Origin of the sequence: Pseudomonas sp. CCI1.1, assembly GCF_034348165.1 — a bacterium.
Taxonomy (GTDB): domain Bacteria; phylum Pseudomonadota; class Gammaproteobacteria; order Pseudomonadales; family Pseudomonadaceae; genus Aquipseudomonas; species Aquipseudomonas paracarnis.
In genome coordinates this window covers 5,775,764-5,790,086 of record NZ_CP133780.1, presented here as the reverse complement: position 1 = coordinate 5,790,086, position 14,323 = coordinate 5,775,764, and the positions used below count along the sequence as shown (strand labels likewise).

The 14,323-nt window shown below is 60.8% G+C and carries 12 protein-coding genes; 1 reads left to right on the top strand and 11 read right to left on the bottom strand.

Annotation, left to right across the window (positions count from 1 at the left end):
• Positions 1–13: 13 nt before the first annotated feature.
• From RHM69_RS26180 to pmbA, 6 genes are all read right to left on the bottom strand, one after another.
• The gene (locus RHM69_RS26180; protein WP_014716930.1) at positions 14–907 is read right to left on the bottom strand and encodes a ZIP family metal transporter; all 894 of its coding nucleotides are present in this window, start codon (positions 905–907) and stop codon (positions 14–16) included.
• A gap of 32 nt (positions 908–939) precedes the next feature.
• A complete protein-coding gene (locus tag RHM69_RS26175) occupies positions 940–1,551 on the bottom strand; it encodes a superoxide dismutase (protein ID WP_200599247.1) in 612 nt (203 codons plus the stop codon).
• Position 1,552: 1 nt separating this feature from the next.
• Complete coding sequence (locus tag RHM69_RS26170; protein ID WP_200599248.1) at positions 1,553–1,981, bottom strand: hypothetical protein; 429 nt, start codon at positions 1,979–1,981, stop codon at positions 1,553–1,555.
• Positions 1,982–2,008: 27 nt separating this feature from the next.
• Entirely contained in the window at positions 2,009–3,385 is a 1,377-nt protein-coding gene (locus RHM69_RS26165; protein WP_019816958.1) for a class II fumarate hydratase, read from the bottom strand.
• Positions 3,378–3,773 carry a hypothetical protein gene (locus RHM69_RS26160; RefSeq protein WP_003188570.1) on the bottom strand — a complete coding sequence of 132 codons (396 nt, stop codon included), beginning with the start codon at positions 3,771–3,773 and terminating at the stop codon, positions 3,378–3,380. The genes RHM69_RS26165 and RHM69_RS26160 overlap by 8 nt, the downstream gene beginning before the upstream one ends.
• A 147-nt stretch (positions 3,774–3,920) precedes the next feature.
• Positions 3,921–5,267: a metalloprotease PmbA gene (gene pmbA / locus RHM69_RS26155; protein ID WP_014716925.1), complete on the bottom strand. Its 1,347-nt coding sequence runs from the start codon at positions 5,265–5,267 to the stop codon at positions 3,921–3,923.
• 108 nt (positions 5,268–5,375) lie between these two features.
• On the opposite strand from pmbA, the gene yjgA reads away from it, so the two are divergent.
• Positions 5,376–5,897, top strand: a complete 522-nt coding sequence (gene yjgA, locus RHM69_RS26150) for a ribosome biogenesis factor YjgA (protein ID WP_003188568.1) — start codon at positions 5,376–5,378, stop codon at positions 5,895–5,897.
• 45 nt (positions 5,898–5,942) lie between these two features.
• On the opposite strand, the gene tldD is transcribed toward yjgA, so the two are convergent.
• The 5 genes from tldD to RHM69_RS26125 form a co-directional block, all read right to left on the bottom strand.
• On the bottom strand, positions 5,943–7,385 hold the full coding sequence (tldD, locus tag RHM69_RS26145) for a metalloprotease TldD (protein WP_003188566.1): 1,443 nt from the start codon (positions 7,383–7,385) through the stop codon (positions 5,943–5,945).
• Between the two features lie 16 nt (positions 7,386–7,401).
• Positions 7,402–8,250, bottom strand: a complete 849-nt coding sequence (locus RHM69_RS26140) for a carbon-nitrogen hydrolase family protein (protein WP_014716924.1) — start codon at positions 8,248–8,250, stop codon at positions 7,402–7,404.
• Positions 8,251–8,298: 48 nt separating this feature from the next.
• Positions 8,299–12,114 (bottom strand): YhdP family protein, encoded by a 3,816-nt coding sequence (locus tag RHM69_RS26135; protein WP_200599249.1) that lies wholly within the window; start codon positions 12,112–12,114, stop codon positions 8,299–8,301.
• 78 nt (positions 12,115–12,192) lie between these two features.
• A complete protein-coding gene (gene rng, locus RHM69_RS26130; protein ID WP_003188562.1) occupies positions 12,193–13,650 on the bottom strand; it encodes a ribonuclease G in 1,458 nt (485 codons plus the stop codon).
• Positions 13,651–13,720: 70 nt separating this feature from the next.
• Entirely contained in the window at positions 13,721–14,317 is a 597-nt protein-coding gene (locus RHM69_RS26125; RefSeq protein WP_020301268.1) for a Maf family protein, read from the bottom strand.
• Positions 14,318–14,323 lie beyond the last annotated feature (6 nt).

Genomic DNA, 14,323 nt, shown 5'->3' with positions numbered 1-14,323 from the left:
CAGGGAACCACCCTCAGCCTAACGCCGTATCCATCACCATCATCAGGCAAAACCCGAGGCACAGCCCAAGGCTGGCGAGATTTTCATGGCCATTGCGGCGCGACTCGGGGATGACTTCATGAGTCACGACCAGCAACATTGCCCCGGCGGCCAACGCCAAACCCAGCGGCAACAACACTTCGGCAAGGCTCACCAGCCATGCACAGAGCACCGCAAATACCGGCTCAACCAAGCCTGATGCAGCGCCAATCAAAAAGGCTTTGATCCGCGACATTCCCGCCCCAGCCAATACCAGCGCAATCACCAGCCCTTCAGGCACATCCTGCAGGGCAATGCCCATGGCGAGGCTGTCGGCATCCGCCATGCCTCCGCCCGCAGAAACCCCCACAGCCATGCCTTCCGGAATGTTGTGCGCAATGATGGCAAACACGAACAACCAAATACGCGGCGGGATAACCGGTTTATCCGGTGTACCCACCAGCATTTCCGGGCTGGCGCCAGAAACCTTGCGGTCTACGAGGTACAGGCCGAACGCCCCGAGCATGATGCCGAAGCTGATCAAGCCACTGGCGCCCCAAGGTGAAAGTCCCAGGCTTTCGGCGGCGGCGATGCCCGGTACCACCAGAGAAAACGCAGTCGCCGCCAGCATCACACCGGCACCAAAGCCCAGCAGGGTGTCGCTAAGCGCCATCGGCATGCGCCGAATCACCAACACCGGCACCGCGCCCAGCGCCGTGCCAAGCGCGCAGATCGCCCCACCCTGCAAAGCACGCAGTATGCGCGGTTCCAGGTTCAACCAGGCCAGCCCATGGGCCACCAATAACGCAGTACCTGCCAATAGCAGCAGCGTGCCAAACGCATAACGAAACATTCGCACGCTACCGATCGCCAGTGTTTGAGTGCCCATAGTCGGCCTTAGATCTTGTTATGGAGTGAATGTCAGGCCAAAGCGGCCTGATAGCGCGCGGCAACCTCCGGCCAGTTGATGACGCTATAGAATGCATTGATGTACTCCGGTCGTCGGTTTTGATATTGCAGGTAGTAAGCGTGCTCCCAGACGTCCAGGCCCAGCACCGGCGTATTGCCGCTCATCAGCGGGCTGTCCTGGTTGCCGCTGCTTTCCACCACCAGCGTTTTTTGTGGCGTAACGCTCAGCCAGGCCCAACCGCTGCCGAATCGCGTCAAGGCCGCCTTGGTGAACGCCTCCTTGAAGCTGTCGAAACCACCCAATTGCTCGTCGATAGCCTTGCCCAGCGCGCCCTCGGGTTTGCCGCCCCCTGTCGGTGACATGACTGCCCAGAACAACGAGTGGTTCGCATGCCCGCCTCCTTGGTTGACCACAGCAGCGCGTAATTTCTCCGGCAATGTTTGGACGCTGGACACCAGCTTCTCCACCGACCAGCCGGCGAACTCAGTCCCCTCGACCGCAGCATTGAGGTTATTGATGTAGGTCTGGTGGTGCTTGGTGTAGTGAATTTCCATGGTTTGCGCGTCGATATGCGGCTCGAGGGCGTCGTAGGCGTAAGGCAAGGCCGGCAAGGTATAGGTCATATCAATGTGCTCCATAGTGGGACGTGGACGTTGGCGTCGCAGCACTGCCCAGCAGCCGATGAGTGCGTGGGTATTCGCCGTGATCGCTGATGAAATTCAGCAGCTCGACGTAGGTCTTGCTGCTTTGGCGCAGCGCGGCCTCGCGCAGTGACGGGCTGAGTCGCGGGTTCTGCATGGTCTGTAAGAGGCGCTGATGGATAGCGCAGAGGTATTCCGCGCTTTCCTCAGGCTGGTTCAGGCGCAAGTGCAGGTCCGCCAGGCTGTGATGGGAAATGACGCAAGCCGCCACTGCTTCGTCAGCATCCGCCCAGCGTTCGAACAACACTTGGGCCAGGGCCAGGGCTTGCAGATAGGCCTCGCGAGCGTCAACCAACTCGCCTGCCATAAAGCAGCGATTGGCCCGTTCGATCGTGCGTTTCCAGTGCTCCATGGTGAGCCTCCAAAGCGGGGTCGTTGATTACACGCCGCCGGCGGTGAGCTTTTCCGGGTCCAGCAGGACTTCCAGTTGGCTGCGAGGCAGGTCGGTGTGTTCGAGGGCGACATCGATCACCGGGCGGCCTTGCTGATACGCCTTCTTGGCGATTTCAGCGGCTTTCTGGTAGCCGATGATCGGGTTAAGTGCGGTGACCAGGATCGGATTGCGTGACAGCGCTTCCTTGAGCTTGGGTTCGTTGACCTTGAAGCTGGCAATGGCCTTGTCCGCCAGCAACCGGCTGGCATTGGCCAGCAACTCCAGGCTGCTGAGCAGGTTTTGGGCAATGATCGGCAGCATCACATTCAGCTCGAAATTGCCCGACTGACCGGCCACCGTGATCACTGTGTCATTGCCGATAACCTGGGCGGCCACCATGGCGGTCGCTTCCGGGATGACCGGGTTGACCTTGCCCGGCATGATCGACGAGCCCGGCTGCAGCGCCTCCAGTTCGATTTCACCCAGGCCGGCCAATGGCCCGGAGTTCATCCAGCGCAGGTCATTGGCGATCTTCATCAGCGACACCGCCGTGGCTTTCAACTGACCAGAGACCGCAACGGCGGTGTCCTGGGAGCCAATCAGCGCAAACAGGTTCTTGCCGGGTGTGAACTTCACTCCAGTCAACAGGCTCAGTTGCTGGCTGAAACACCCGGCAAACTCGGGGTGCGCATTGATCCCGGTACCGACCGCCGTGCCGCCCTGAGCCAATGCTTGCAGCGCCGGTAGCAGGTCCTGCAAGTGACCGATATTGGCCTTGAGCTGCTGCGCCCAGCCGTTCAGCACCTGGCTCATGCGCACCGGCATGGCGTCCATCAAATGCGTGCGGCCGGTCTTGATGAACGGGTGAACCGCCTCGGCTTTTTGCTCGATGACCTGCACCAGATGCAGCAGGGCCGGCAACGTTTGCTCGTGCAGCACCAACGCAGCACTGACGTGAATGGTGGTGGGGATGATGTCGTTGCTGCTCTGGCCGCAATTCACATGATCGTTGGGGTTGACCGCCTCGCCCAGCAAACGGCTGGCAAGGGTCGCGATCACTTCATTGGCGTTCATGTTGGAGCTGGTGCCGGAGCCGGTCTGGAAGATATCCACCGGGAAGTGCTGCATGTAGTCGCCTTCCAGCAATCCTTGGGCAGCATCGACAATAGCCTTGCCCTGCCCTTCGCTGATTTGCTTGAGGTCGACGTTGACCTTGGCCGCGGCTGTCTTGGCCAGGATCAGCGCGCGGATGAATTGCGCCGGCATGGGTTGATGACTGATCGGAAAGTTGTTCACCGCACGCTGTGTTTGTGCGCCATACAAAGCTTCTTGCGGCACATGCAGTTCGCCCATGCTGTCGCGTTCGATACGGGTGTTACTCATCATTAGATCCTTGCACCAAGTCAGAAACGGAAATCGAAGGCAGTAATTCGCAGCTCGCCAATTGCCAGGCAAAGGTCTGCCAGCGCTTGAGGCGGCAGGCACAGTGGGAGAGTTTTTCCAGGTCGCGCAGTGGTCGCCAGGCCTGGTCCAGGCACAGAGAGCGCCAATGCCAGGGCAAGGCGACATCAGCGGCGGTGTCGATCAACAAACGAAATGAGGTTTCAGCGATGGTCCACGGATGGGTTGCGGTGCAACACGCCAGGTACCGACCTTCGTTCAGGTAATGCTCAATCAGGCGGGGTTCATTGGGATCCAGGCCACAGCGAATCTGGCGGCTCATCCAACGCCAGCTTTCCAGATAGGGATCCTCATGCAAGACAGAACTCATGAGACACACTCATTCGGTAATGATATTTATTATTAAATGATATTGAGAATCAAAACAAGAGTAGCCCATTAATCCTGTCAAAAGAGGCGCAATAAAAAAGGCGCGCCATCTTTGCGATGGCGCGCCTTTCAGAACGTGCGGGAGGGATTAGCTGCCAGCGACCGTCATGCGTTCAATAAGCACCGAACCCGTGCGGATATTGCTGCGCAGTTCAAGGTCGTTACCCACGGCAACGATCTGCTTGAACATATCGCGCATATTGCCCGCGATGGTCACTTCCTGGACGGCGAACTGAATCTCGCCATTCTCCACCCAGAAGCCCGCCGCACCACGCGAGTAGTCACCGGTGACCATGTTCAGGCCATGGCCCATCAATTCAGTCACCAGCAACCCACGCCCCATCCGCCGCAACAACGCCGCCTGGTCTTCATCACCGTGGGTCACGAACAGGTTATGCACGCCGCCTGCGTTAGCGGTGCTTGGCAGGCCCAGCTTGCGACCGGCATAAGTGCCCAGCACATAGGACACCAGCTCACCTTGCTCGACAAACGGCTTGGCATAGGTCGCCAGGCCATCGCCGTCGAACGACGAACTGCCCATCGCGCGCATCAGATGCGGGCGCTCGTCGATGGTCAGCCACTCAGGGAACAGCTTCTGGCCGATGGCGCCTTCCAGGAACGAAGACTTGCGATACAGGTTGCCACCGGAAATCGCGCCGAGGAAGCTGCCGAATAAACCACCGGCCAGCTCTGCGGAAAACAGCACAGGCACTTCGCAGGTCGGCACCGGGCGCGCGCCCAGGCGGCTCGCAGCCCGTTGCGCCGCACGCAGGCCAATGCTTGCAGGGTCTGCCAGTAAATCGCCTTGGCGGTTTACGTCATACCAGTAATCACGCTGCATCTGCCCGTTGGCTTCGGCGATCATCACGCAACTGAGGCTGTGACGCGTGGACGCATAGCCACCGATAAAGCCATGGCTGTTGCCGTAGACGCGGCAACCCTGATGGGTACTCAAGGTGGTGCCGTCCGCATTCTTGATGCGGGCATCGGCATCGAAGGCTGCCGCTTCGCAGGTCAGCGCCAGCTCGATGGCTTGCTCAGGCGTGATATCCCAGGCGTGGAACAGGTCAAAATCCTGCACATCCTTGGCCATCAACGCCTTGTCGGCCAGGCCCGAGCTTTCATCCTCGGAGGTGTGCTTGGCAATCGCCAGTGCTGCGGCGACGGTCTCGCGAATCGCCTCAGGGCCACTGGCGGAAGTGCTGGCCGAGCCTTTGCGCTGGCCCGCATACAAGGTAATGCCAAACCCTTGGTCGCGATTGAATTCAACCGTTTCCACTTCCCGCTGGCGCACCGAAGTCGACAACCCTTGCTCCAGCGACACCGCCACTTCACAGGCGCTGGCCCCCTGGCGCTTGGCCTCGGCAAGGATCTGCTCGACTTGTTCCTGCAGGGCCGGTAACGCTTGTGGACCGACGCTTTGGGCTGCACTCATGGTTTTCTCCACTCAAATTCTGCTTTCGGTAATGGCCATCGAGCGACCGGGCCGGACAAGCGGCCCCCGACTGGTTATCATGGCGGCGTTTCTTTGCGGACTGCCACCATGGTTGATTCTTACGACGACTCCCTCGATGGGGAGAAAAGCAAAACCCAGGTCAAACGTGAGCTGCATGCTCTGGTTGACCTTGGCGAGCGCCTTACAACGCTCAAAAAGGATTTGGTCGCCAAACTGCCACTGACCGACGAAATGCGTCGGGCCCTGGCGGATGCGCCCAAGCACACCGCGAATATCGCGCGTAAACGGCACATCTCGTTTATCGGCAAACTGATGCGCGACCAAGACATTGACGCCATTCTGACTTTGCTCGATCAAACCGATGCCTCCACTCGCCAGTACAACGAACGCTTCCACAACCTGGAACGTTGGCGTGACCGCCTGATCTCGGGCGATGACGCGGTGCTGGAGAAATTCGTACTGGACTACCCGGACGCGGACCGCCAGCAATTGCGCTCCCTGATCCGTCAGGCCCAGCACGAGCTGGCGCATAACAAGGCGCCGGCCACCAGCCGTAAAATCTTCAAATACATCCGTGAGCTGGACGAGACTCAACGCGGCCTGCGCTGATCCTCTTCCCCGGGTGGCGGTCGTCGCCACCCGAAGCTTGCGTTCCTACGATCCCGTACCACCCACGGTGATCGCATCAATTTTCAAGGTTGGCTGGCCGACACCTACCGGCACCGACTGCCCATCCTTGCCGCACGTGCCCACCCCGCTGTCCAGCGACAGGTCGTTACCGACCATCGACACCTTGCTCATGGCTTCCGGGCCGTTACCAATCAGCGTCGCCCCTTTGACCGGCGCGGTAATCTTGCCGTCTTCGATCAGGTACGCCTCGCTGGTGGAGAACACGAACTTGCCGCTGGTGATGTCCACCTGGCCGCCGCCGAGGTTGGCGCAGTAGATACCGCGTTTTACCGAGGCAATGATTTCTGCCGGATCGCTTTGGCCACCGAGCATGTAGGTGTTGGTCATGCGCGGCATTGGTAGATGCGCATAGGATTCACGACGACCATTACCGGTGCGCGCCACGCCCATCAGGCGCGCGTTGAGCTTGTCTTGCATGTAGCCCTTGAGCACGCCGTTTTCGATCAGGGTGGTGCATTCGGTCGGCGTGCCTTCGTCATCGACACTCAGCGAACCACGGCGGCCGGCCAGGGTGCCGTCATCGACAATGGTGCACAGCTTGGACGCAACCATTTCGCCCATGCGCCCACTGTAGGCGGAACTGCCCTTGCGGTTGAAATCGCCTTCCAGGCCATGGCCCACGGCTTCGTGGAGCAACACGCCAGACCAACCCGAGCCCAGCACCACCGGCAAGGTGCCGGCGGGTGCCGGAATCGCTTCCAGGTTGACCAATGCCTGGCGCAGCGCCTCACGGGCATAGCCCATGGCACGGTCGTCAGCGAGGAAATAACGGTAGTCGGTGCGCCCGCCGCCGCCATGGCCACCGCGCTCGCGGCGCCCGTTCTGTTCGACGATCACACTCACATTGAAACGCACCAGCGGCCGTACATCCGCCGCCAGCCCACCGTCTGTGGACGCCACGAGGATGCGCTCCCACACGCCCGCCATGCTCACGGTCACTTGCTGGATACGCGGGTCCAAGGCGCGGGTGGCTGCGTCGATTCGCTTGAGCAGCTCGACCTTTTCCGCACGGCTGATCACTTCCAAGGGGTTATCCGGCGCATACAACTGCGCCACGTCCTGGGTACTGAACGCCTGCACCGTGCCATTCTGCCCGGCACGGGAAATCGAACGGGCGGCACGCGCCGCCAGGCCCAGGGCCTCCAGGGTGATCGCATTGCTGTAGGCAAAGCCGGTTTTCTCACCCGATTGCGCGCGAACGCCTACGCCCTGGTCAAGGTTGAAACTGCCTTCCTTGACGATCCCATCTTCCAGCGCCCAGGACTCGGAAATCTGCCCCTGGAAATACAGGTCAGCCGCATCGATACCCGGCCCGGCCAGATCGCCGAGCACGGTTTGCAGGCTTTCGATGGTCACGCCACCGGGTGCCAGGAGGTGATCACTGACTGAGGACAACAACTCGCTCATAGGTTTGGCCTTAAATTCATCGTTCTGAAGCAGGCCGCTGCGCGCCCTGCGAGAAAAAGCGCCGGTGATTGGCCACCGGCATGCGCGCCCGTATCGACGCCTGTTCACTGCTATCGCGTTCGGCCAGTAACACCGCCTCGCCTTGATCCTGTTGCGCCAGCACTCGGCCCCAAGGGTCGACAATCGCCGCGTGGCCAAAGGTTTCCCGTGGGCCTGGGTGCACACCGCCCTGGGCAGCTGCCAGCAGGTAGCACTGGGTTTCGATGGCACGTGCGCGAATCAGCACATCCCAATGCGCAGCCCCGGTCACTGCCGTGAAGGCCGAGGGCGCGGTAATCAGTTCAGCCCCCGCCGCACGTAACTCGCTGTACAGCTCGGGGAACCGCAGGTCGTAGCACACCGTTAACCCCACACGGCCCACCGGCGTATCCGCCACCACCACCTGGTTACCGAAAGCATAGTCGTCAGATTCGCGATAACGACCGCGAGCATCCGCTACGTCCACATCAAACAGGTGGAGTTTGTCGTAGCGAGCGACTATTTCACCCTGATCGTTGATCAGCAGCGAGCAAGCATTGGGTTTGGCGTGGGGCTGGTCCTTGGGTGGCAGCGGCAAGGTGCCGGCCACTATCCATAAGGTGAGGTCGCGGGCGGCCTGTTTCAACCAGGGCAGCACAGGGCCTTGCCCCAACGCCTCGGCGCGGCCAATGTCGGCCACATCGCGGCGCCCCATGGCGGCGAAATTCTCTGGCAGCACCGCGAGTTTCGCGCCATCGGCCGCCGCCTGCTCCAGCAGGCGACGCGCCTGGGCGAGGTTGGCCAGCACGTCACTCTGGCTGACCATTTGAATTACCGCAAAGGACATGGGCCGACACTCCATACAGGGCATGGGGCCATGCTACTCCACAGGCTCTCAGTTTGGCTTTTCAAATGGCTTGTCGAAGGTGATTTTTGGATCCTTCCAGGGGCCTTGCACCTTGTATTGCACACTGGCGAAGCGCGAAACCCGGTCACCGATCAGCTTGTCGATCAAAAACAGCGCACCACCAATGGCCGGCGCACCGACAATCAGCGCCGCAATCGGCAGGTTGTTGGTCACAGGCAAGGTGACCAGCAATTTGGCGTCGACGCGATCGGCAACCAGATCCAGGGTGCCGTTAAGCTCCAGATTGGTGGAAGGCCCGGTCATGGTGATGGGCTCGCGGGTCACGAACACGCCATTACTGGCGGCCAACAAGCCTTTGACCCTGTCGTAGCTCAAGCCCTTGCCGAACAAGTCGGAAAAGTCCAAACGCAAACGCCGGCCAATGGAGTTGAAGTTAAGCAGGCCAAACACTCGCAATGCCTGGGCCCCGCCCTCCACTTCAACGAACTGACCTTTACGGAACGCGGCATCCAGGCTGCCGGAAAACCGCTTGGGCCCGACCCAGGCCGGCGACCCCGGCCAGCGGCCATCCACGTCCAGATGGAAGTCTTCGCTGGTCACCGTAGGCGCAAAACCCCAGCCCTTGAGCACGTCGGCAATGTTGCGCCCATCGAGGCGGCCCTTGTACCAACTGCTGCTGGCGCCTGGCGCACCTTCCCAACCCCCAGCGCCCTTGAGCAGCATGCCCTTGAGGCCAAGGTCGAGGTTATTGAAGGCCAGGCCCTTGGCGGTCGGGCGGATTCTCAGCGACCAGGCCCCGATCAGGTCCGAGCCCTGGAACAGCTGGTCGACGGCAATATCCAGTGCCGGAATGCTTTTTGGGTCGATATCGGCCAGCGGGTCCGGCGCGTTTTCGTCCGCCTGCGCGGTCGGGTCTGGCGCAGGCAATTTCACATACTTGAGGTTGACCGCAATCGGCGCGCCTTTGGCGTCCGGCAGGTTCACCGCGCCCTTGGCTTGCTGGCTATCGAGTTGCAGGCCCCAGGCCGCTGGTTTGCGATCGAGCTGCAAGCTGACCTGGTCAAACTGGGTACCAAACCCGGTCAGCTTGCCCACTTTGAAGTCCGCACCGCTGAGCAGTTGCTTGGCGTTGCCACCTGGATCATTGCCCGCGTAGCGATCCACGAGTTTCTTCCAGGGATCGATATCCAGTTCCGACAGCACGCCACGAATGCGCAGGCCTTTGGCACCGGGCAACACGGCATCACCATCGCCGAGGAACAATTCGCCGCGGCCATCATTGAACTTGTCCGGCGGCGCAGCAAAGGTGAAGTTAGCCAGCTCGCCGTAATCAAACCAGTAACGGCGTTCAGCGCCCTGCAAAGTCATGCGGAAGGTGCTGTCACGTCCTTGGCTGGCCGGCATGCCGAACGGTGCCGGCAGGTCCACCGCGACACCCTTGAGGTTGGAATTGACCATCAACTGGCTGTCCGCGCCGTCGAGGATCACTTGCAACTGGTAGGGAATATCGCCGGAGACCGGCAACGGCTGGCTGATTTTCAACCAGTCCGTAAGGCGCTTGACGGTGACCTGGCCATTGGCAGTCACCCGCGTGCTGATATTGCCCGGTTTGCCTTCGGCAAAGATCTGCGCCGTGATGGGGCGGTCGAACGCCTGGGCCGAGATCTTCTGCCCGCTCAGGCCCTTGGCGCTGTCGAAGCGAAAATCACCCTTGAGCTGGGTCAGGTCCAGCGGCGGTTCCGCCAATTGCAGGCGCGCTTTGTCGGTCTTGAAGTCCACCACGATCTTGGGCTCAGTGCCTTTGGCCAGCGGTACGTCCAGGTCCAGGCTACCTTGCAGGTCGCCCTCGCCTTTCCAGCCAGCGAACGTAGACGCCGTGCCAATCGGCGCTTCTTGAAGGATCTTCAGGCCGTCGCCCAAACCGCCGGAAAACCCGCCTGTGAGCAGCAGATGGCTGTCGCCGCCCGCTGGGGCGTGGGGGATATTGACGTAGACATCCTTGACCTGGGTGTCGAGCAATTGGCCCTTGCTCGCCAGAATGCGTACGCCGCTCTCCTCGACAAACACTTCGCCATTGGCCTTGTTCACGTGCGGCCAGCCCGGCTGGAAGGCCAGTTCGGCATCATGCACCTTGAAGAACAGGCTGATATTGCGCGACGCGGGCAGTGCATTGTGGCTGAGCGAACCCTGGTACTGGAAGAAGCCTTCGTCCACCGCGCCCTTGAGGATCGCCGTGCGCAACCACTCATCCAGCGCCGGGCTCAACACGGCGGGCAGGTACTTGGGGGTGAAACGGCCATCGCCATCGACCATGCCGACCCGCAGGTCCATGTAGTCTTCCTGGCTGTGGTCGAAATGCAGGCGAATCAGGAAGTCCGCCGCCACCTTGCCTTCCTCGCCCAGTACCTTGATATATGGGGCGATCAGGGTGAAGCCTTGCTTGTCCAGCTTCCAGGTCAGGCGTGCATTGGCCTGGATGTACTGCCACGGCTTGGCGAAGATCGGATACAGATGCAAGGAAAAGTCCTTGCTGTCCATGCGCAACTCGCCCTGGCCCAGGTCGCCACTGATGCTGCCGGACACATTGCGTGCGGCTGGCGCGCCAAAGTAGGCATCGAAGCCGACACGTTCCAGGTTGGCGGCAAAACTGAGTTTTCGGTCGGTGGTGTCTTGCGGTCGGAAGTCCACCAGCACATTGCGTAACAGGCCAGTGGCTTTGAGGTGTTCGACGGCCTTGGCGAAACCGTCCGGCAGCGGCGCCAAGGCGTTGAGCAGCGGGGTAATGGGGGCCAGGTCGAGACGGTCGGCCTGCAATTTCCACACCTCCTGTTCTTTGTCGGTCGCCAGGTTTTGCTGCAATTGCAGGCGCGATTCCCAGCGGGTTTCGCCAATGTTCATCGCCAGGGAATCAAACAGCACCTTGAGGCCAGTGTCACTGCGTTGCAGGTAGGCGGTCAGGGCCAGGTTTTCAAGGTGCACCGGCTTACGGTCGGCGTAGCTGCCCTTCACTTGGGGCGAATTGAGGCGTACCGCCGCGCTTTGCACCGTGCCTTTGGCCCAACTGAGCCAAAACTCACCGCCGGCCTTCAATTGCGTCAGCTTCCATTGCTGGGTCAGCCTGGCGGGAATCCACTTGGCCCAGTCGCTTTGCGGCAAACTCAGGTAGGCATCGACCTCAGCGTCTTTCCACTGACTGGCGCGAATGCGGCTGCGCAGGCTGACCGCCAACGGTTGGCCATCGGGCAATGTCAGGCGAGCATCCAGACGCTGCTGGCTCATGCCGGTATGCAGGCTCAGGCCCACATAGGTCACGGTCACTGGTGCCTGGTCGAAGGGTTGCAGGGTCACCTGGCTGTCCAGCACCGACACGCGCTTGACCATTTGCATGCGCGTCAGCAGTTGTTGCGGGTCCAACGGCTGGTCGTCCTGCACCGGCAAGCCTTGCAGGGTCCAGCGGCCGTCCTGGTCCTCCTTGACACTCAGTTGCAAGCCACTGACTTGCAGATGGGCGATACGCACTTCGCGGGCCATCAGGCTGGCCCACATATCCGGCACCACTTCCACCTGGTCCAGGCGCAAGGCACTGCTGCCCTCGCCGACCATGACGTCGTGGGCCAGCAATACCGGGGCAAACCCGCTCCAACGGCCTTCAAGACTACCGATATGCAGCGGCGTATCCAGCGCAGCCTGGGCCTTGGCCTCGACTTCGGCGCGGTATTCGGCCACCAGCGGGGTGAGTTCGCGCCCCAGGCTCACATACACCGCCGCCAATACCAGCGACAACGCACACAGGCCCAGGCCCCAACGGGTCAAAGCGGCAAAAAAGCGTATCAGACGCTCCATGTCAGGCGACCCTCAAAAAACAGTTAGCGGACGGCAGATCAAGGTCTGCCGGTCTCGAAGAAAGTGCACAGTTGGGGATCAGAGCAACACCACGTCGTATTGTTCCTGGGAATACATGGTTTCGACCTGGAAGCGAATCGTGCGACCGATAAAACTTTCCAGTTCGGCGACGTTACCGGACTCTTCGTCCAGCAGGCGATCCACCACTTTCTGATTGGCAAGTACTCTATAACCTTCGGCCTGATAGGCGCGTGCCTCCCGCAGGATCTCGCGGAAAATCTCGTAGCAAACCGTTTCCGGGGTCTTCAGTTTGCCGCGCCCCTGGCAACTGCTGCACGGCTCGCACAGTACCTGTTCCAGGCTTTCGCGCGTGCGCTTGCGGGTCATCTGCACCAGGCCCAACTCGGTGATGCCGATGATGTTGGTCTTGGCGTGATCGCGCTCCAGTTGCTTCTCAAGCGTACGCAGCACCTGGCGCTGGTGCTCTTCATCTTCCATGTCGATGAAGTCGATGATGATGATGCCGCCCAGGTTGCGCAGGCGCAGTTGGCGGGCAATAGCGGTAGCCGCCTCGAGATTGGTCTTGAAGATGGTCTCTTCAAGGTTGCGATGGCCCACGAATGCGCCGGTATTGACGTCGATGGTGGTCATGGCTTCTGCCGGGTCTACCACCAGGTAGCCGCCGGACTTGAGTGGCACCTTGCGTTCCAGGGCTTTCTGGATTTCGTCTTCGACGCCATACAGGTCGAATATCGGCCGCTCGCCGGGGTAGTGTTCCAGGCGATCGGCGATTTCTGGCATCAACTCAGCGACAAATTGCGTGGTGCGCTGGAAGGTTTCCCGCGAGTCGATGCGAATTTTCTCGATCTTCGGGCTGACCAGGTCGCGCAGCGTGCGCAGCGCCAGGCCAAGGTCTTCATAGATGACGCTGGGCGCGCCGATGGTCTTGATCTGCGCGTCGATCTGATCCCACAGGCGCCGCAGGTAGCGAATATCCATGAGGATCTCGTCAGCGCCAGCGCCTTCTGCGGCGGTGCGCAGGATAAACCCACCCGCTTCCTTGATGCCCTCGGCGGCGACGCAGTCGCTGACCACCTTCTTCAGGCGCTCGCGCTCGGCTTCATCTTCGATCTTCAGGGAAATGCCCACATGGGCAGTGCGCGGCATGTACACCAGGTAGCGCGAGGGAATCGACAACTGGGTGGTCAAGCGGGCGCCCTTGGAACCGATAGGGTCCTTGGTGACTTGCACCACCAGGCTCTGGCCCTCGTGCACCAGAGCGCTGATGCTTTCCACCGCAGGGCCCTCGCGCAGGGAAATTTCCGAGGCATGGATAAACGCTGCACGGTCCAGGCCGATGTCGACGAAGGCCGCCTGCATGCCCGGCAATACACGCACCACCTTGCCTTTGTAGATATTGCCGACGATCCCGCGCTTTTGGGTGCGTTCGACATGCACTTCTTGCAGAACACCGTTCTCTACCACCGCCACGCGCGATTCCATCGGCGTGATATTGATCAGAATCTCTTCACTCATGGCTGGGTCTCGTTCAGGCGTTTTCACAATAGTGACCGGTCGCTTAAGGCTTGGCGCTGGAATACGGCGTTCAGCACACGGTAAGGTTTTGCCAACAGGGTATGCCGAATTGCGCCAGGAGTTGCGCGGTTTCGCACACAGGCAGGCCCACCACCGCGGAATAACTGCCATTGAGCCCGGCAACGAACACCGAACCCAACCCCTGGATAGCATAGCCGCCGGCCTTGTCCTGCGGTTCACCACTGTGCCAGTAGGCGGTAGCCTCCTGAACAGACACCTCGCGAAAACGTACACGACTGCTTACACATCGGGTTTCGCAACGCTGGCCGTCAGTCAGGGCAATGGCGGTGAGCACTTCATGTTCTCGACCGGAAAGTGCCATCAGCATCGCCAGCGCATCGGCCTGGTCAACGGGCTTGCCCAGGATCTGGCCATCCACGATCACAGCCGTATCGGCCCCCAATACACAGGCGCCCAGGGTTTGGCCAAGCGCAATAAAACCCGCCGTCGCCTTGCCGCGCGCAAGGCGCTCGACATAGGCAACGGCAGGCTCGTTGGCAAGAGGGGTTTCATCAATAGCGGCGCTGACCACGGTGAAGGGCACACCGATCTGGGTCAACAGCTCACGTCGCCGCGGGGAGCCCGAGGCCAGGTAAAGCGAATTCATTGCAGC

What these genes read in the sequence shown, in the direction of transcription:
- RHM69_RS26180 (WP_014716930.1), bottom strand. Translation starts at nt 907, where the DNA reads ATGGGCACTCAAACACTGGCGATCGGTAGCGTGCGAATGTTTCGTTAT.
- RHM69_RS26175 (WP_200599247.1), bottom strand. Translation starts at nt 1,551, where the DNA reads ATGACCTATACCTTGCCGGCCTTGCCTTACGCCTACGACGCCCTCGAG.
- RHM69_RS26170 (WP_200599248.1), bottom strand. Translation starts at nt 1,981, where the DNA reads ATGGAGCACTGGAAACGCACGATCGAACGGGCCAATCGCTGCTTTATG.
- RHM69_RS26165 (WP_019816958.1), bottom strand. Translation starts at nt 3,385, where the DNA reads ATGAGTAACACCCGTATCGAACGCGACAGCATGGGCGAACTGCATGTG.
- RHM69_RS26160 (WP_003188570.1), bottom strand. Translation starts at nt 3,773, where the DNA reads ATGAGTTCTGTCTTGCATGAGGATCCCTATCTGGAAAGCTGGCGTTGG.
- pmbA (WP_014716925.1), bottom strand. Translation starts at nt 5,267, where the DNA reads ATGAGTGCAGCCCAAAGCGTCGGTCCACAAGCGTTACCGGCCCTGCAG.
- yjgA (WP_003188568.1), top strand. Translation starts at nt 5,376, where the DNA reads ATGGTTGATTCTTACGACGACTCCCTCGATGGGGAGAAAAGCAAAACC.
- tldD (WP_003188566.1), bottom strand. Translation starts at nt 7,385, where the DNA reads ATGAGCGAGTTGTTGTCCTCAGTCAGTGATCACCTCCTGGCACCCGGT.
- RHM69_RS26140 (WP_014716924.1), bottom strand. Translation starts at nt 8,250, where the DNA reads ATGTCCTTTGCGGTAATTCAAATGGTCAGCCAGAGTGACGTGCTGGCC.
- RHM69_RS26135 (WP_200599249.1), bottom strand. Translation starts at nt 12,114, where the DNA reads ATGGAGCGTCTGATACGCTTTTTTGCCGCTTTGACCCGTTGGGGCCTG.
- rng (WP_003188562.1), bottom strand. Translation starts at nt 13,650, where the DNA reads ATGAGTGAAGAGATTCTGATCAATATCACGCCGATGGAATCGCGCGTG.
- RHM69_RS26125 (WP_020301268.1), bottom strand. Translation starts at nt 14,317, where the DNA reads ATGAATTCGCTTTACCTGGCCTCGGGCTCCCCGCGGCGACGTGAGCTG.